Origin of the sequence: Mesorhizobium sp. M0001 (genome assembly GCF_040324255.1) — a bacterium.
GTDB lineage: Bacteria > Pseudomonadota > Alphaproteobacteria > Rhizobiales > Rhizobiaceae > Mesorhizobium.
Map to the genome: position 1 here is coordinate 780,333 of NZ_JAMYVS010000001.1, position 16,225 is coordinate 796,557.

The 16,225-nt window shown below is 62.7% G+C and carries 14 protein-coding genes and 1 tRNA gene; 10 read left to right on the top strand and 5 right to left on the bottom strand.

Features of this window, described 5'->3' with window-relative positions; genetic code table 11:
* Positions 1-136: 136 nt before the first annotated feature.
* Complete coding sequence (locus NKK50_RS03680; RefSeq protein ID WP_352499615.1) at positions 137-1,636, top strand: peptidoglycan DD-metalloendopeptidase family protein; 1,500 nt, start codon at positions 137-139, stop codon at positions 1,634-1,636.
* A 100-nt stretch (positions 1,637-1,736) separates the two neighbouring features.
* Here NKK50_RS03680 and NKK50_RS03685 read toward each other — a convergent pair whose 3' ends face one another.
* Positions 1,737-2,612, bottom strand: a complete 876-nt coding sequence (locus tag NKK50_RS03685; RefSeq protein WP_023688224.1) for an ATP-binding protein — start codon at positions 2,610-2,612, stop codon at positions 1,737-1,739.
* Between the two features lie 271 nt (positions 2,613-2,883).
* Here NKK50_RS03685 and yajC point away from each other — a divergent pair, with 271 nt between their 5' ends.
* The 5 genes from yajC to NKK50_RS03710 all read left to right on the top strand — a co-directional run bounded on the left by yajC (position 2,884) and on the right by NKK50_RS03710 (position 8,299).
* Entirely contained in the window at positions 2,884-3,231 is a 348-nt protein-coding gene (gene yajC / locus NKK50_RS03690; RefSeq protein WP_023667680.1) for a preprotein translocase subunit YajC, read from the top strand.
* A 54-nt stretch (positions 3,232-3,285) separates the two neighbouring features.
* A complete protein-coding gene (locus NKK50_RS03695) occupies positions 3,286-4,281 on the top strand; it encodes a SecDF P1 head subdomain-containing protein (protein ID WP_023688225.1) in 996 nt (331 codons plus the stop codon).
* A 217-nt stretch (positions 4,282-4,498) separates the two neighbouring features.
* A complete protein-coding gene (gene secDF / locus NKK50_RS03700; RefSeq protein ID WP_023667677.1) occupies positions 4,499-7,051 on the top strand; it encodes a protein translocase subunit SecDF in 2,553 nt (850 codons plus the stop codon).
* Between the two features lie 11 nt (positions 7,052-7,062).
* Positions 7,063-7,452 (top strand): Mth938-like domain-containing protein, encoded by a 390-nt coding sequence (locus tag NKK50_RS03705; RefSeq protein ID WP_023667676.1) that lies wholly within the window; start codon positions 7,063-7,065, stop codon positions 7,450-7,452.
* 25 nt (positions 7,453-7,477) lie between these two features.
* The gene (locus tag NKK50_RS03710; protein ID WP_502896502.1) at positions 7,478-8,299 is read left to right on the top strand and encodes a phytoene/squalene synthase family protein; all 822 of its coding nucleotides are present in this window, start codon (positions 7,478-7,480) and stop codon (positions 8,297-8,299) included.
* 36 nt (positions 8,300-8,335) lie between these two features.
* Here NKK50_RS03710 and trmFO read toward each other — a convergent pair whose 3' ends face one another.
* The 3 genes from trmFO to NKK50_RS03725 all read right to left on the bottom strand — a co-directional run bounded on the left by trmFO (position 8,336) and on the right by NKK50_RS03725 (position 10,575).
* Positions 8,336-9,748, bottom strand: a complete 1,413-nt coding sequence (trmFO, locus tag NKK50_RS03715) for a methylenetetrahydrofolate--tRNA-(uracil(54)-C(5))-methyltransferase (FADH(2)-oxidizing) TrmFO (protein ID WP_352543107.1) — start codon at positions 9,746-9,748, stop codon at positions 8,336-8,338.
* A 491-nt stretch (positions 9,749-10,239) separates the two neighbouring features.
* The gene (locus tag NKK50_RS03720; protein WP_023667673.1) at positions 10,240-10,383 is read right to left on the bottom strand and encodes a DUF1127 domain-containing protein; all 144 of its coding nucleotides are present in this window, start codon (positions 10,381-10,383) and stop codon (positions 10,240-10,242) included.
* A gap of 51 nt (positions 10,384-10,434) precedes the next feature.
* Positions 10,435-10,575, bottom strand: a complete 141-nt coding sequence (locus tag NKK50_RS03725; RefSeq protein WP_006335194.1) for a DUF1127 domain-containing protein — start codon at positions 10,573-10,575, stop codon at positions 10,435-10,437.
* Between the two features lie 235 nt (positions 10,576-10,810).
* On the opposite strand from NKK50_RS03725, the gene NKK50_RS03730 reads away from it, so the two are divergent.
* The 3 genes from NKK50_RS03730 to NKK50_RS03740 all read left to right on the top strand — a co-directional run bounded on the left by NKK50_RS03730 (position 10,811) and on the right by NKK50_RS03740 (position 14,025).
* Complete coding sequence (locus NKK50_RS03730; RefSeq protein ID WP_352543108.1) at positions 10,811-11,923, top strand: DUF2157 domain-containing protein; 1,113 nt, start codon at positions 10,811-10,813, stop codon at positions 11,921-11,923.
* Complete coding sequence (locus NKK50_RS03735) at positions 11,920-12,501, top strand: GDYXXLXY domain-containing protein (RefSeq protein ID WP_352543109.1); 582 nt, start codon at positions 11,920-11,922, stop codon at positions 12,499-12,501. The genes NKK50_RS03730 and NKK50_RS03735 overlap by 4 nt, the downstream gene beginning before the upstream one ends.
* A gap of 75 nt (positions 12,502-12,576) precedes the next feature.
* Positions 12,577-14,025 (top strand): aromatic amino acid lyase, encoded by a 1,449-nt coding sequence (locus NKK50_RS03740; RefSeq protein ID WP_352543110.1) that lies wholly within the window; start codon positions 12,577-12,579, stop codon positions 14,023-14,025.
* A 101-nt stretch (positions 14,026-14,126) separates the two neighbouring features.
* Here the strand turns inward: NKK50_RS03740 and NKK50_RS03745 are convergent.
* Positions 14,127-14,211, bottom strand: a tRNA-Leu gene (locus NKK50_RS03745).
* 352 nt (positions 14,212-14,563) lie between these two features.
* Between NKK50_RS03745 and tig the strand changes: the two genes are divergently transcribed.
* Positions 14,564-16,039 (top strand): trigger factor, encoded by a 1,476-nt coding sequence (gene tig / locus NKK50_RS03750; RefSeq protein WP_023697608.1) that lies wholly within the window; start codon positions 14,564-14,566, stop codon positions 16,037-16,039.
* The last annotated feature ends 186 nt before the right edge of the window (positions 16,040-16,225 follow it).

A 16,225-nucleotide genomic window follows, 5' to 3' on the forward strand; every position in this document is an offset into this window, starting at 1 on the left:
GGGATGACGACGTTGGTGAAGGCGCCTTACAAAATGTTTTAAGAAAATTCGCGTCTGATTCTATGGGGTTAACCCGCCAGTAACATTAACGCGCTTTAATCATGACCAGTGTGTACCGGGTCTGCGGGTTAGTGCGATGCAATTCAGTGTTATGAAGGCAAACGGGCGTACTCTGTCGCGGGGCTGCGCTGTCCTCATGCTAGCCGGAATGGCAGCGGGGTGTAGCTCCCAGGTCTCGCGGTTCAACGGTGTCGACGACGTCTTCACCTCCTCGACCAACAATCAGCGCGCCATCATCGACAAGCAGAGCACCGCGCAGCCCTATCCGGGCGATGTGGCGCCCGAGCCGATCGCTGCAGCACCTGTCAATGGCAGCCATAACCAGTCGGTCAGCCGCTCCAGCCTGGAGCCGGTCACCGTCCAGCAGCTGCCGCCGCCAAGCGCGCCCAAAGCCGCTCCGATGCGCACCGCTTCCGCGCCTGCACTTGCGCCGGCACCGCATGTCGACAGGACGACCACCGGCACCGTGCAGCCGGCAAGGCCGTTCAAGAATGCCGGTGACTCCGATCCGAAACCAGTTGCCGCCGGCACGCCGCACGCCACGGAGATCGTCGTCAGGGACGGCGAGACCATTTCCGGCATCGCCCATCGCTATCACGTGCCGGCCGACGTCATCATGAAGGTCAACGGCTTGAGCGCCACCAAGGGGCTGAAGACCGGCCAGAAGCTGGTCATCCCGGCCTATGCCTATTCGAGCAAGGGGACCGAGCCGAAAGTTGCCGACGGCAAGCCGGCAAACAGCCCCAAGGCGCCGGCGCCGGAGAAGATCGCCGTACTGCCGCAGCAGCCGAAACTCAAGGACGGCAAGTCCGCCGCGCAGGTTGACGCTTCGGCAGCGAACAAGCCGAAGACCGACAAGCCGGCGCAGACTGCCTCGGCCGCGCCAAAAGCCGGCGCGGGCACCTACACGGTCCAGTCGGGCGATAGCCTGTCCTCCATCGCCAGGAAGACCGGCGTTGGCATCGTGGCGCTGAAGCAGGCCAACGGCATGCAGGACGGTCTGCTCAAGATCGGCCAGACGCTGAAGGTTCCCGCCGGTGGCACCGCAACGGTTGCAAGCGCCAAGCCGGCCAAAGTTGATCCGGTGACGACGGCCGCAACCCAGCCTGCGGCAAAGCCGACGGAGACGCTCGCCACCTACACGCCGCCGAAGAAGGATGCCAAGGTCATCCAGCAGGCCGAGGACGACGATGCTGTCGCGCCTGATGCCACCGGCATCGGCAAGATGCGTTGGCCGGTGCGTGGCCGCGTCATCTCCAATTTTGGTGGCGGCAAGGACGGTGTCGACATCGCCGTGCCTGAGGGAACGCCGGTCAAGGCGGCCGAGAATGGCGTGGTCATCTATGCCGGCGACGGCCTCAAGGAATTCGGCAACACGGTGCTGGTGCGCCACGAAAACGGGCTGGTCACCGTCTATGGCCACGCCAGTTCTATCGAGGTGCAGCGCGGCCAGAAGGTCAAGCGCGGCCAGGAAATCGCGTTGTCGGGCATGAGCGGCACCACCGACTCGCCGAAACTGCACTTCGAAGTGCGCAAGAACTCGGCCCCGGTCGACCCCTCTGGCTATCTCGAATAGAACAATAAACGTTTTGCAGGCCGTCTGACCTCCAGTCCGGCCCGCCGGCTCAGCCCGCTCCGCAAGGGGCGGGCTTTTTCAGTGACCTGACGCAAATCAATCAGTCGTTCAGCGGCTTGCCGAGCCGGCCGGCCAGATCCTGGGTGAACTGCCAGGCGACGCGGCCCGAGCGGCTGCCGCGCGTCGTTGCCCATTCCAGCGCCTCGGCGCGCAGCTGCTCCGGGTCGATAGTGAGCCCGTGATGGCTGGCATAGCTGTTGACCATGTCGAGATATTCGTCCTGCGAACATTTGTGGAAGCCGAGCCACAGGCCGAAACGGTCGGACAGCGAAACCTTTTCCTCGACCGCCTCGGACGGGTTGATGGCGGTCGAGCGCTCATTGTCGATCATGTCGCGCGGCAACAGGTGCCGGCGGTTCGACGTGGCGTAGAAGATGACATTGGCCGGGCGGCCCTCGACGCCGCCTTCAAGGGCTGCCTTCAGCGACTTGTAGGAGGTGTCGTCATGGTCGAAGGAGAGGTCGTCGCAAAACAGGATGAAGCGAAACGGCGCCGCCTTCAGCAGGCCCATCAGCCTGGGCAGCGTGTCGATATCCTCGCGATGGATCTCGATCAGCTTGAGCGGCAGGTCGGATTTGGCCTGGGCGTTGATCTGCGCATGCACGGCCTTGACCAGCGAGGATTTGCCCATGCCGCGCGCACCCCACAACAACACATTGTTGGCGGCATGGCCGGCGGCGAAGCGTTCCGTGTTTTCGACCAGAATGTCGCGCACGCGGTCGACGCCGCGGATCAGGCCGATGTCGACGCGGTTGACCTTGCGCACCGGCTCGAGATAGCCGGGGTCGGCCTGCCAGACGAAGCAATCGGCAACCGCAAGATCGGTTTGCGGCACCGGCGGCGGGGCGAGGCGGGTGACCGCCTCGATCAGGCGGTCGAGCTTTTGGTTCAGGGCCTCGATGGTGCTGTCGGTCATGTCTCGTCTTTTATGTTTCCGCACGAACGTGCGTAGGGGCCGAAATCGTCTTGATCCGGGCGAGATAGAAACTGGTTCCAAGCTTTTGTTTGGGCATGATCTTTTGCGAAAACCACGCCCGTATTCCGGGAGCATGCTCTAACACGGGTCAACCGGCCGGAAAAGCAGCTGAAAGCCCGGCCGCGCAGTTGCATTGGTAACTTTACCCACTATATTCCGGCCAAATTTGGCGAGGCCGCCCTACGGCCTTCTTCGTAACCAGGAGTTCTTGATGTTCGTCACACCGGCATACGCCCAAGCTACCGGAACTCCGCTTGGTCCGTTCGGGGATATCGGCATGATACTCCCGTTCGTTCTGATCTTCGTGATCATGTATTTCCTCATCATCCGGCCGCAGCGCGCCCAGTTGAAGAAGCGCCAGGAGATGATCTCGGCCGTGCGCCGTGGCGACACGGTCATCACCGGCGGCGGCTTCGTCGGCAAGGTGACCAAGGTGATCGACGACAATGAGCTTGAGATCGACCTTGGCGGCGGCACCAAGGTGACGGCGCTGCGCTCGACGATCGCCGATGTTCGGGTCAAGGGCGAGCCGGTGGCCAACCAGAACGCCAAGAAGTAAGCCAGTTTCCCAAGCGGAGCGATCCGCGGGCAGAGCTCTGACAAAAGACGGCGTATGGTCCATTTTTCGCGCCTGAAAATGATCCTGATCTGGCTTGCTATGGCCACAATGCTCGTCGACGCGCCCAGTCTTCACGCTGCCGGCGCGGACGTGCTGCTTCGATTGGACGCGACCGATGTGATCGATCGCCGGTTGGAGGCGACGCGTGACGAAATCAGGACGCTGCTGCGCGATGCAAGGATCGGCTATACTGGTCTTGCTAAGTCGGGTCGGGCCGTTCAGGTGCATATCACCGACGCCGCTCAGGTCGGCGCGGCCAAGATGGCATTGGAGGCGGTGACTGATCCTGTCCTTGGCAGCGCTGGTCCGGTCCAGGAAGTGATCCTGGATGATACCGGAGCAGCGTTGCTCAAGTTCACGGTAACAGACACAGGTATCAAGTATCGGATGTCGATCGCGCTTGCGCAGTCGATCGTGGTCATTAAGAATCGCCTGCGTGATCTTGGTGTAGCCGACCCAGTAGTGCGGCCAGAGGGCGAAGACGGTATGCTGGTCCGGACCTCGGGCGTTGCGGATTTGCAAAGGCTGAGGAGAATTCTCACCCGAACCGGAATGCTGACTTTTCAGTGGGTTGATGAGTCGATGCCGGTCGCTGATGCGATCAATGGCCGGACGCCCGCTGGCTCGGTGGTGGTTTATTCGAAGGACGATCCACCGGTTCCCTATCTGGTTGAGAGCCGAACGATCGTTTCCAGTGACGACATTGTCAATGCTCAGGCGACTCCCAACTCCGTCACAAATGAGCCGGCGGTTTCGTTCACCTTCGATTCCAGGGCAACGGCACGCGTTGCGCAGGCGACCTCGCAGAATGTCGGCAAGCTATTTGCGATGATCCTCGACAACCAAGTGCTTTCGGTGCCAGTCGTCCGCGAGCCAATTCTTAACGGCCGCGGCCAGATATCGGGCAACCTTACAAAGGAGAACGCCGATGATCTGGCCTTGCTTTTGCGTTCCGGACCGATGCCTGCACAATTGAAAATAGTCGAGTAGCGCACGATAGCGCCCGGCGGTGATCAGAATTAGAATGGAACCGACAGAGGCGATTGACGCCGAAACCGCTGCCGGCGGCAGCGCCAAATTGACCTCAGCGCGCTCGACAATCGGCGAAGTGCGGGTTAAGGGCGAGCCGGTGGCAAATAAGAACGCCAAGAAATAACCGAATTGTCGGCGGAACGATCCGCCAGTACGCCCTGACGGACAACGCCATATGCTGTATTTTTCGCGCCTGAAGATGATCCTGATCTGGATCGCCGTGGCCGTCACATTCATCCTTGCCGCGCCAAATCTCTTCCCGGCCAGCACATTGGCGCAATTGCCCAACTGGGTGCCGAAGCGGCAGATGACGCTTGGTCTCGATCTGCAGGGCGGTTCGCACATCCTCTTGCAGATGGACCAGAACGACCTGGTCAAGGCGCAGCTGGAAACGACGCGCGACGAGATCCGCACGCTGCTGCGCGATGCCAAGGTGGGCTATACCGGCCTTGGCGGCACCGGCAGGACCGTACAAGTGCGCATCACCGATCCAACCCAGATCGATGCCGCCAAGGCGGCGCTTAAGCCGCTGACCGATCCGGTCGCCGCCGGCCTGTTCACCGGTGGCTCCATCCAGGAGATGTCCCTGGATGATTCCGAAGCCGGGCTGCTCAAATTCACCGTCACCGACGCCGGCATCAAATACCGCACCTCGGCCGCATTGGCGCAGTCGATCGAAGTCGTCGAGCGTCGCGTCAACGAACTCGGCACCACCGAGCCGATCGTGCAGCGGCAGGGCGACGACCGTGTACTCGTCCAGGTGCCGGGCCTGCAGGATCCGCAAAGGCTGAAGGAGATCATCGGCCAGACCGCCAAGATGACCTTCCAGATGGTCGATACCTCGATGTCGGTGCAGGATGCGCTGAACGGCCGCCCGCCGGCAGGCTCCTCGGTGCTTTATTCGCAGGACGATCCGCCGGTTCCGTATCTGGTGGAAAATCGCGTCATCGTGTCCGGTGAAGATCTTGCCAAGGCGACGGCAACCTATGATTCCCGAAACAACGAGCCGGTGGTTTCGTTCGTCTTCAACTCGCGCGGTGCGACACGATTCGGCCAGGCGACGCAGCAGAATGTCGGCAAGCCGTTCGCCATCATCCTCGACAATCAGGTGATTTCGGCGCCGGTGATCCGCGAACCGATCCTCGGCGGCAGCGGCCAGATCTCAGGCAATTTCACCGCCGAAAGCGCCAACGACCTCGCCGTGCTGCTGCGCGCCGGCGCGCTGCCGGCAAAGCTGACCGTGATCGAAGAACGCACCGTCGGCCCGGGCCTCGGCCAGGATTCGATCCATGCCGGCAAGGTCGCCGGCATCATCGGCTCCATTCTCGTCGTCGCCTTCATGTTCGTCGCCTACGGACTTCTCGGCTTCCTCGCCAACATTGCGCTCGCCGTGCACGTGGCGATGATCGTCGGGGTCTTGTCGCTGCTTGGCGCGACACTGACCTTGCCCGGCATTGCCGGTATCGTGCTGACCATCGGCATGGCGGTCGATTCCAACGTGCTGATCTATGAGCGTATCCGAGAGGAGCGACGGGCCGGCCGTTCGGTCATCCAGTCGATCGACACAGGCTTCACCAAGGCGTTGGCGACCATCGTGGATTCCAACGTGACGTCGCTGATTGCCACGGTCGTGCTGTTCTATCTCGGCACCGGACCGGTCAAGGGCTTCGCCATCACCTATGCCATCGGCATTTTGACCACGGTGTTCACCGCCTTCACCTTCACCCGTCTGCTGGTGTCGATCTGGCTGCGCCGTGCGCGTCCGAAGGAATTGCCGCGTGCGCCGGTGACCTTCGTTCCGGCCGGCACGAAAATCCCGTTCATGGGCATCCGCCGCTGGACGTTCGCACTGTCCAGCCTGCTGTCGATCGCGTCGGTTATCGGATTCCTGACCATCGACATCAACTACGGCATCGACTTCAAGGGCGGCTCGATCATCGAGGTGCAGTCCAAGCAAGGCGACGCCGATATTGGCGATATCAGAAGCCGGCTGTCGGAGCTCAATATCGGTGAAGTGCAGGTCCAGCAATTCGGCGCGCCGAATGACGTGCTGATCCGCGTTGGCACCCAGGATGGCGGTGAGAACGCCGAGCAGACCGTCATCGACAAGGTGCGCGGCGAGCTGCAGGACAATTACGATTTCCGCCGCGTCGAGGTGGTGGGTCCCACCGTTTCGGGCGAACTGGCCAAGCAAGGCACGATTGCGATGATCATCGCGCTGATCGGCATCCTGGTCTATGTCTGGTTCCGCTTCGAATGGCAGTTCGCGGTCGGCGCAATCGTGGCGACGGTGCACGATGTGGTGATGACGCTGGGCTTCTTCGTCATCACCGGGCTCGAGTTCAACCAGTCTTCGCTGGCGGCGATCCTGACCATTATCGGCTATTCGCTCAACGACACGATCGTCGTCTATGACCGTGTTCGAGAAGATTTGCGAAAATACAAACGAATGCCGCTCCCGCAATTGTTGAACAACGCCATCAACGAGACGCTGTCGAGAACGACGCTCACTTCGGTGACGACCATCCTGGCGCTGCTGGCGCTGGTGTTGTTCGGCGGCGAGGTGATCCGCTCGTTCACCATGGCGATGCTGTTCGGCGTCGTCTTCGGCACCTATTCGTCGATCTTCATCGCAGCGCCCTTGCTGATCCTGTTCAGGCTCAGGCCGCAGGGAGCGAGCGCCGATGAGGAGAAGCCGGTTGGTGGCGGCAAGGCCATGGCGACCTGACGGCTGCGCTGGTGGCAAAAGGCATCGTCATCCGCGAGGCGCATTTCCCCGGACGGGCGCCGATCGAAGCCTACGGCAACGGCGGCTTCCGCTTCGCCGACATGTCGCATCGCGGCTCGCTTCTGTGCCTGCCCTCCGGCATCCATGGCTGGGAGCCGGCCGATCCGCTGGCCCTGACGGCGGCGGATTTCGACCTGCTGCTGGCCGAAGCCGACAAGGTCGAGATCCTGCTGGTCGGCACAGGCAAGGATTTGCGGCCCTTGCCGGCAGCACTTCGGGCGGCGCTGAAGGCGGCTGGCATTGGCTCCGACCCGATGTCGACGGGGGCAGCGGTGCGGACCTACAATGTGCTGCTTGCCGAAGACCGCGCCGTGGCCGCGGCGCTCATCGCCGTCGACTGACGTGACCGATACAGCTGACATCGTCATGGAGGCGGTGCGCGCCGGCGACCATGACCGCTATGTCAGCGCACTCTATGCACCGGCCGACAAGCGCGCGGCGCTGTTTTCGCTTTACGCCTTCAATGCCGAGATCGCGTCTGTCCGAGACCGCATCCACGAGGCATTGCCGGGCGAAGTGAGGCTGCAATGGTGGCGCGATGTCATCGCTGCTGAAGCCGCAGCCACAGGCAACCCGCTCGCCGATGCGCTGAAGGCGACGATTTCTGCCCATGGCCTGCCCAAAACTGCCTTCGACAACATGCTCGAGGCCCGCATCTTCGACCTCTATGACGATCCGATGCCGTCGCGCACCGATCTCGAGGGCTATTGCGGCGAGACGGCGGCCGCGCTGATCCAGCTGGCGGCGATGGTGCTCGATCCCAATCAGGCGCCGCGCTTTGCCGAACTGGCGGGCAGGGCCGGCTGCGCCCAGGCGATGACCGGCCTGTTGCTGCTGTTGCCGCTGCATCGCCGACGCGGGCAATGCTTCGTGCCGGCGGATATCCTTGCAGCGGCCGGCTCGTCGCCGGAGGAGTTCGTAAGCGGCGACGGCGGCCCCGGCGCTCAGCGCGCGGTGGCTGCGATGATTGCATTGGCGCAGGAGCATCTCCGCGCTTTCGAGCAAGGGGCGTCCGCACTTCCGGAAACGCTGCGTCCGGCGTTCCTGCCGCTGGCGCTGACCAGCGCCTATCTCGGCAAGATGGCGAGTGGTCGTCGCTCGCCGCTTGGCGGCGCAGCCCGGCTTTCGGCTCTGCGCCGGCATTGGCTGTTGCTCAGGCGCGCAACGCGGGGATGGCCAGCGAGTTGACGTAAACGTCAATCGCGTTAGGGCCCTGAGACTTGGCTATTCAGCAGCTTCCGCTGTTTGCGCCGGCAGCCCTAGCCACTCCCGACAATCTGCCCGCGCGCGTGAGGTGATCGCGTGGCGCTTGGCCACCGTCTTGTCCTTGCCGCGCAGGCGTTTGCCTTCGGTCTTCGGTGCTTCCACCGGCGGGAAAAGGCCGAAATTGACGTTCATCGGCTGGAACGAGCGTTTGCCCGGCTCGTCGTCGGAGACGATGTGGCCGCCGGTGATGTGGTTGAGCAGCGCGCCGAAGGCGGTGGTGAGCGGTGGCAGCGATGGCGCGTGGCCGAGCCGCTCGGCGGCGGCGAAGCGGCCGGCGAGCAGGCCGATCGCCGCGCTCTCGACATAGCCCTCGCAGCCGGTGATCTGCCCGGCAAAGCGCAGGCCCGGCCGCGACTGCAGCTGCAGCGAGGCGTCGAGCAAGGTCGGCGAGTTGATGTAGGTGTTGCGGTGCAGGCCGCCGAGACGGGCGAACTCGGCGTTTTCCAGACCCGGAATGGTGCGGAACACGCGCACCTGCTCGGCATGCTTCAGCTTCGTCTGGAAACCGACCATGTTGTAGAGCGTGCCCAGCGCATTGTCCTGGCGCAGCTGCACCACGGCATAGGCTTTTACCGTCGGATTGTGGGCATTGGTCAGCCCCATCGGCTTCATCGGCCCGTAGCGCAGCGTCTCGAAGCCGCGCTCGGCCATGATCTCGATCGGCAGGCAACCGTCGAAATAGGGCGTGCCTTCCCACTGCTTGAATTCGGTCTTCTGGCCGTCGACCAGCGCCTGTACGAAGGCGAGATACTGGTCCTTGTCCATCGGGCAATTGATGTAGTCCTTGCCGGTGCCGCCGGGCCCAACCTTGTCATAGCGCGACTGGAACCAGCAGGTGTCCATGTCGATCGTGTCGAAATGGATGATCGGGGCAATCGCGTCGAAGAAGGCCAGCGCATCGGCGCCGGTTGCCTCGGCAATCGACAGGGCGAGCGACGGCGCGGTCAGCGGTCCCGTGGCGATGATCGCCTGGTCCCACTCCGCCGGCGGCAGGCCCGGCACTTCCTCGCGCTCGATGGTGATCAGCGGGTGCGCTTCGAGCCTTTTCGTCACCGCGTCGGAGAAGCCGTCGCGATCGACGGCCAGCGCGCCGCCGGCCGGCACCTGGTTGGCGTCGCCGGCGCTCATGATCAGCGAGCCGGCCAGCCGCATTTCGGCATGCAGCAGGCCGACCGCGTTGTTCTCGGCATCGTCGGAGCGGAAGGAATTGGAACAAACGAGTTCAGCCAGCCCATCGGTCTTGTGCGCATCGGTGCAGCGAACCGGGCGCATCTCATGCAAAATGACGGGAACACCGGCTTGTGCTGCCTGCCAGGCGGCTTCGGAGCCGGCAAGGCCGCCGCCGACGATGTGGATTGGATTTTTGCTCATGAGCGCCGGAATAATCGCTTGGCGCGCTGTTTGCAATTGGCCGGCTGCACGCGTGGGTCATTGTCGTGCAACGACGGAGCTCGACTTTCTTATGTCCGCGGCGACGCTCTGATGGCGGCGTAAAGCGCCTCGATCGACTGCATGCGCATTGAAAAGCCTGCCCAAAAACAACAACACCCGCCGCGGGAGGAGGTGCGGCGGGTGTCGTTTTTGGGGCCGATCCTCGGGAGGAGGTGGGGATCGGCCGTATTCGTCATCGCCGGGGAGGAGGTCGGCTTTGACGAAATTCTTTTCGCCGGATCGAGGGAGGCGAAATCCCTGGAAGACGAACTGCGTTCACTTTGGAGACGAACTGCGTTCGCTTTGGAAACAGCGCCCGCCGCGGGAGGAGGTGCGGCGGGCGCCGTTTTGGTGGTCAACCCTCGGGAGGAGGTGAAGGCTGACCGTATCCGTCAGGGTCGGGGAGGAGGTCGACCCTGGCGAAATTCTGGTTAGATCGTCGCCCTGCGGGCGATGATCTTGATCTCGTCGCGGACGATGCCGAGATCATGGAGCTGACGGTTCGAAAGGCGACCCAGCTCGGTAACGGTGTCGCGGTAAACGCGCCAGTTACGATAGTTGCGGATCAGGTTCATTGTCGTTCTCTTTTTCAAAACTGGTTCGGATCATTTGCGATCCGAAGAGGATTAGACCGCCTTGCGGGCGACGTAGTGGATGTCGCTGCGGCTGATGCCGAGGTCGGTCAGTTCACGGTTCGACAGGCGGCTCAGCTCGGAGACGGTGTCCCGGTAGCGGCGCCAGTTGCGGTAGTTGCGGATCAGGTTCATGGTAGTGCTCGTTTCGTCTTTCTTCGGATCATTCCGTTTGTGTACGAACAGTAAATAGGCTGGGTAATATCGATTTAAAAGTGCTGTTGGCGCATGGCAGCAATGCAAATTGTGCAATGCAACATTAACGCGCGTTCACGGCTTCGTCATGAAGAAACCCGAATCGGAAAATGACGTTGCGTCAACGATTTGGGCGGATCGGCTGTCAGAAAGACCAAGCTGGGGGAGAAGCGGCATGGCGAGTTATTCGTCACGGGCGAGGGCCGATATCGGGCGGTGGCTGCAGGCCGGCCTGATCGACGCCAAGACGGCCGATGCGCTTAAGTGCGACATCGACGCAAACGAGCGCAAGTCGCTGAGCTTCGGCACTATATTGGCCATGATGGCAGCGCTGCTGTTCGGCGCCGCGATCCTGCTCTTCGTCGCCGCCAACTGGGACGCGATCCCGCGGCTGGTGCGGGTCGCGGCGCTGTTTGCCGTCATTCTCGCCGGCTATGTCGGCGGCGCGGTGTTGAAGATGCGCGACCATGCGGCGATCGGCGAGGCGCTGTGGATCGTGGCCGCCGCGGCCTTCGGCGGATCGATCGCGCTGATCGGCCAGATGTACCATCTCACGGGTGACGAAGCCTCGGCCATCGTCACTTGGGGCATCGGCACGGCATTAGCCGCGGTGGCGTTGCGCTCGAACCCGCTGACGGTCGCTGCCGTCGGCATATCCGTTGCCTGGCTGTTCGTGCGCGCGTTCGACTTTTATGACCGCCCCGTATTTCCGGATTTCTTCGTTATCATGGCGCCGGTGCTTTTTGTCGTCTCGTTGTGGACGCGCAGCCAGCCGGCACGCCACCTGATCATTTTCTCGGTCATTTTCTATATCGCGGTGCGCGGCCTGGACCAGAACACGCTCGCCCTGGCTATTCCTCTCGTCGTGGTGTCGGCGCTGCTGTTTGCGGTTTCGATCTTCGCCGCTGGGCCGGCCGACCGGATCTTGCAGCTCGGCGGGCGGTTGCCTTTGCACGCCTTGATCGGCTTTCTCACCGGGCTGGCGATGATGCAGATCGAACTGGGCGATGACAACGCCTTCAGCAACGGCTTTGCCATTGCGTCGGTCATCGCACTGGCCGGCATTGCCGCGGCGATCATGCTGGGCGGGCGCGAGAGCAGGGGGCTGCGCTGGGTTGCCTATGCCGGCTTTGCCTTCGAGCTCGCCATTATCTATGTCGTGACCTTGCAGACGATGCTCGGCACGGCCGGCTTCTTCCTGGCTGCCGCAGTGCTGTTCGGCATCCTGGCTCTCGTCATCATCCGTGTGGAAAAACGCATGAAGGCCCCGGAAGGAGCGGCAGCATGATGTCGGGAAAGAAACTTGTCATCTCGGCGCTGGTCCTGGCGCTCGTCCAGATCGGCTTCCTGAGCTGGATCATCGCCGGCCGCGCGGCGATCCTGCGCAACGGCAAGGAGGTCTTGCTGAAAGTCGAGCCGGTCGATCCGCGCGATCTGCTGCGCGGCGACTATATTATCCTCGGCTATGAAATATCGCGCTTGCCGGTGAAGCTGATCGCCAACATCCCGGCCGGCCAGCTTGCGAGCGAGAACACGCCGATCGTGGTCCGGCTGAAGCCGGGCGCCGACGGCTATTGGCATGCGACCACGGCCTGGTTCGGCAGGGCTCCGACGCCGGCGACCGCCGACGAAGCCGATATTGTCGGCCAGGTCGCGCCGGGCTGGACGCTTGATCCTGAATCCACGATCGCACCGCAATACGGCATCGACCGCTTCTACCTACCTGAGGGCCAGGGCATGGCGATCCAGAACGACATGCGGGTGCGGCCATTCGGCGTGCGCGTCGCGCTCGCCGCCAGTGGCCAGGCACAGATCAAGGCGCTGATGGACGGCGACAAGACATTGTTTGAGGAACCGCTCTACTAGAAGACATCACCCAGGGCATGGATTTCGGCAACGATCGATCGCTTCGCCCTCATGCAAACCAGACGGGCGAAGACAATGCCGATTACGGTGACGACGCGCGAAGATATCAATCTCGATGCCGTTTTGCGCGTCGCCTGGAGAAACGACACGGTCGAAATCGGCGACAAGGCCTTGCAACGCATTGCCGAATGCCGCGCCTCGTTCCTGAAACTCATTGAGTCCGATCCGCCGCCGGTCATCTACGGCGTCACCACCGCGATGGGCGAGCTGGCAAGCCGCAAGCTCGAACTTGACGAGCGCGACCGCCATGCGCGCATCAAAGCGTATGCCGCCGCCACATCCTTCGGGGAGCCGTTGCCCGAGCGCGTGGTCAGGGCGATCGTGCTGGCACGGCTGACCAATTTCATCGAAGGCAATGCCGCCACCACGCCGCGCATCGCGCTAGCCGTTGCGGCGATGCTCGACGGCGGCCCGATGCCGGTGGTGTCGTCGCAGGGGCAGGGCGGCGCCGGCGAGATCCTGGCGCTCTACCCGCTGTTTGCCGCGCTTACCCAGCGTTTCGAGCTAGAGGTGAAGGAGCGCGGTTCGCTGATCAATGGTTCACCTTGCGCGGCGGCGCTCGTGGCCGACGCAGCACTTGCCGCGCGCCGACGCGTCGCCATGGCGCACAAGGTGTTTGCGCTGTCGATCGAAGCCTTTCGTGCGCCGCTCGAGCATTATGATGCGGCCCTCGACGGGCTCTGGGGTGACGCGCACGAAGCGGCCGCCTTGCAAGGGTTGCGGCAATATCTGGTTGGCGCCGGCGACGGCCGGCGCAACTATCAGGCGCCGGTCAGCTACCGCATTGTGCCGCGCGTGCTCGGCCATGCGCATCGGGCGCTGGCGGGCGCCGAGCAGGCGGCCACCGTCTCGCTTGCCTCGATCTCGGACAATCCAGTCTATATCCCGCCCGACGCGGCGCACCCGCTGGGGCGCTGCATCTCGACCGGCGGCTATCACAATGCCATGGCGACGCCGGCGCTCGACGATCTGGCGGCGATCTGGGCCGATCTCTGCCTGCTCTGCGACCGCCACGCCTCAAAGCTGCTGAACGGCAAGGTGTCGCTGCTGCCCGACCTGTTGATGACCGGGCGGCATTGGGCCGACAGCGACGGGCACGGCAATGTCGGCTATGTGCCGATGGCGATCACCGGCTATCTCGAACAGGCCAAACTCGCGGCGCAGCGCACCTTCATTCCGGGCACCGAATCGGCCGGCGCCGGCCAGGACGACGTCGCCACCACCGCATTCTTCGCCTGGACCAAGGAAGCGACGGCCGGCCGCTGCCTCGATGCGGCAATGGCGATGCTGGCGATGATCGCCTCGCAGGCCCTGTACGTGACTGAACGCGCCGCGCCGCCGGCATTGCAGGATTTTGTCGCGGATATCAGGAAGATCGTGCCGCCGGTCGACGCCGACCGGGTGCTGGGGCCGGAGCTGGCGAAATTGGCGGAGTGGTTTACCGGTCAAGTGTTTGAAGTGTAGGCCGTCGCCGCCAGTCCTCCTACGCCACGGCTTCGGAGGACACCCTTCGCTTTATCAAGCTCCTGGGTGGCCTGCCACCCGAAGCTCGATAGAGCGAAGGGTGGTGCGGATGAAGGGACTCGAACCCCCACGCCTTTCGGCACTGGAACCTAAATCCAGGGCGTCTACCAGTTCCGCCACATCCGCATTTGTCGGCAATCCCATGTAGCCATCATTCTGTCAATGTCGGGGCGAAAATGTCTGCCGTTGGGGCGGTCATTCGCTGCAACGCGAAGATGGTTGAAAATTGGCCTCGCCTGTGACAAAAGGCGTGTCAAATGTGACGGGACGCGCCGATCCGCTTCTGCAGAATGTGATAAGAAGTAGGAAAAACAAGAACTTATTCACATCTTGGAACGCAGTTTGGAAGAATTTGAGCCGTAATTTCGGTCAAATCGCCAGGTTCCGTACCAAAAGCCATTCCCGGCAAGATTGTACCGGCAGGCTGTGAACGGCAAGACGCCGTGGCAGCCTCTTTGGTGAAGATAAAGGTTTTACGATGCAGGTCACCGAAACGCTCAACTCCGGTCTCAAGCGCGAGATCAAGATCACCGTGCCGGCCGGTGATATGGAAGCCAAGCTGATGGCGCGGCTGTCCGACGCCAGGAACAAGGTCCGCATCAACGGCTTCCGTCCCGGCAAGGTGCCTGTGCAGCATTTGCGCAAGGTCTACGGCAAGTCGTTCATGGCCGAAGTGGTCAATGAGATCCTCAACGATTCGACCCGTTCGATCATCACGGGGCGCGGCGAAAAGGCCGCCATGCAACCTGAAGTGATCATGACGGAAGATGAGAAAGAGGCCGAGAAGATCCTGGCCGGCGGCGCCGACTTCGAATTCCGCCTCAACTACGAGGTCATCCCGGCGATCGAGATCAAGGATTTCTCCGACATCAAGGTGACGCGCCAGGTATTCGAAGTGCCGGACAGCGAGATCGACGAGCAGGTCCAGCGCGTTGCCGAATCGGCGCGCAGCTTCGAGCCGAAGACCGGCAAGGCCGCCGAAGGCGACCGCGTTTTGATCGACTATCTCGGCAAGATCGACGGCGAGGCCTTTTCCGGCGGCGCCGGCACCGACCAGCCGCTGGTTCTGGGTTCCAAGGAATTCATCCCGGGCTTCGAGGACCAGCTGATCGGCGCCAAGGCCGGCGACGAGAAGCAGGTCACGGTCACTTTCCCGGAAAACTACCAGGCAGCGCATCTGGCCGGCAAGGAAGCCACCTTCGACGTCACCGTCAAGGAAGTGTCCAAGCCCGGCGCGCTGGAAATCAACGACGAGATGGCCAAGAACCTCGGCCTGGAATCGCTGGAGCGCCTGCGCGACGTGGTGCGCGGCCAGATCGAGAACCAGTTCGGTTCGATGACCCGCCAGAAGGTCAAGCGCCAGCTGCTCGACCAGCTTGACGCGGCCTATTCGTTCGAGGCGCCGTCGAAGCTCGTCGATGCCGAGTTCAACAACATCTGGACCCAGGTCAACCGCGATCTCGAAGCCGCCGGCCGTACCTTCGCCGACGAGGAGACGACGGAAGAAGAGGCACGCGCCGAATATCTGCGGCTTGCCGAGCGCCGCGTGCGTCTCGGCCTGGTTTTGGCCGAGATCGGCGAGAAGGCCGGCGTCACCGTTTCCGACGAGGAACTGCAGCGCGGCCTGTTCGAGCAGGTGCGCCGCTACCCGGCCAACCAGCAGCAGGAAGCCTTCGAGTTCTATCGCAGCAATCCGGAAGCCCTGAACACGCTGCGCGCGCCGATGTTCGAGGAGAAGGTCGTCGACCATCTGCTCAGCCAGATCTCGGTCACCGACGTCAAGGTCAGCAAGGAAGAGCTGATGGCTGACGACGAAGAGGGCGATACCGCCAAGGCCAAGCCGGCGAAGAAGGCCGCTGCCAAGAAGGCCGACAAGGCTGAAAAGGCCGACGACGCGGAAGAGCCGAAGAAGAAGGCAGCCCCGAAGAAGAAGGCCGCCAAGGACGCCGAATAAGCGTCTGACGACAAGATCAGAAAAGGCCGCCCTCGAGGCGGCCTTTTTCGTTGTGGCGGATGTGCCTTGAGCCACCGCAGCCCACCTGAACCTTTGTACGGTCGACCTGTTCTACCTACCGGCCAGATTCTGTGGTACACAGGTGGCGCAATTCCATCTGGGGAGGAGCGGAGAATCTATTCTGCC

What these genes read in the sequence shown, in the direction of transcription:
- NKK50_RS03680 (WP_352499615.1), top strand. Translation starts at nt 137, where the DNA reads ATGCAATTCAGTGTTATGAAGGCAAACGGGCGTACTCTGTCGCGGGGC.
- NKK50_RS03685 (WP_023688224.1), bottom strand. Translation starts at nt 2,612, where the DNA reads ATGACCGACAGCACCATCGAGGCCCTGAACCAAAAGCTCGACCGCCTG.
- yajC (WP_023667680.1), top strand. Translation starts at nt 2,884, where the DNA reads ATGTTCGTCACACCGGCATACGCCCAAGCTACCGGAACTCCGCTTGGT.
- NKK50_RS03695 (WP_023688225.1), top strand. Translation starts at nt 3,286, where the DNA reads ATGGTCCATTTTTCGCGCCTGAAAATGATCCTGATCTGGCTTGCTATG.
- secDF (WP_023667677.1), top strand. Translation starts at nt 4,499, where the DNA reads ATGCTGTATTTTTCGCGCCTGAAGATGATCCTGATCTGGATCGCCGTG.
- NKK50_RS03710 (WP_502896502.1), top strand. Translation starts at nt 7,478, where the DNA reads ATGGAGGCGGTGCGCGCCGGCGACCATGACCGCTATGTCAGCGCACTC.
- trmFO (WP_352543107.1), bottom strand. Translation starts at nt 9,748, where the DNA reads ATGAGCAAAAATCCAATCCACATCGTCGGCGGCGGCCTTGCCGGCTCC.
- NKK50_RS03720 (WP_023667673.1), bottom strand. Translation starts at nt 10,383, where the DNA reads ATGAACCTGATCCGCAACTATCGTAACTGGCGCGTTTACCGCGACACC.
- NKK50_RS03725 (WP_006335194.1), bottom strand. Translation starts at nt 10,575, where the DNA reads ATGAACCTGATCCGCAACTACCGCAACTGGCGCCGCTACCGGGACACC.
- NKK50_RS03730 (WP_352543108.1), top strand. Translation starts at nt 10,811, where the DNA reads ATGGCGAGTTATTCGTCACGGGCGAGGGCCGATATCGGGCGGTGGCTG.
- NKK50_RS03735 (WP_352543109.1), top strand. Translation starts at nt 11,920, where the DNA reads ATGATGTCGGGAAAGAAACTTGTCATCTCGGCGCTGGTCCTGGCGCTC.
- NKK50_RS03740 (WP_352543110.1), top strand. Translation starts at nt 12,577, where the DNA reads ATGCCGATTACGGTGACGACGCGCGAAGATATCAATCTCGATGCCGTT.
- tig (WP_023697608.1), top strand. Translation starts at nt 14,564, where the DNA reads ATGCAGGTCACCGAAACGCTCAACTCCGGTCTCAAGCGCGAGATCAAG.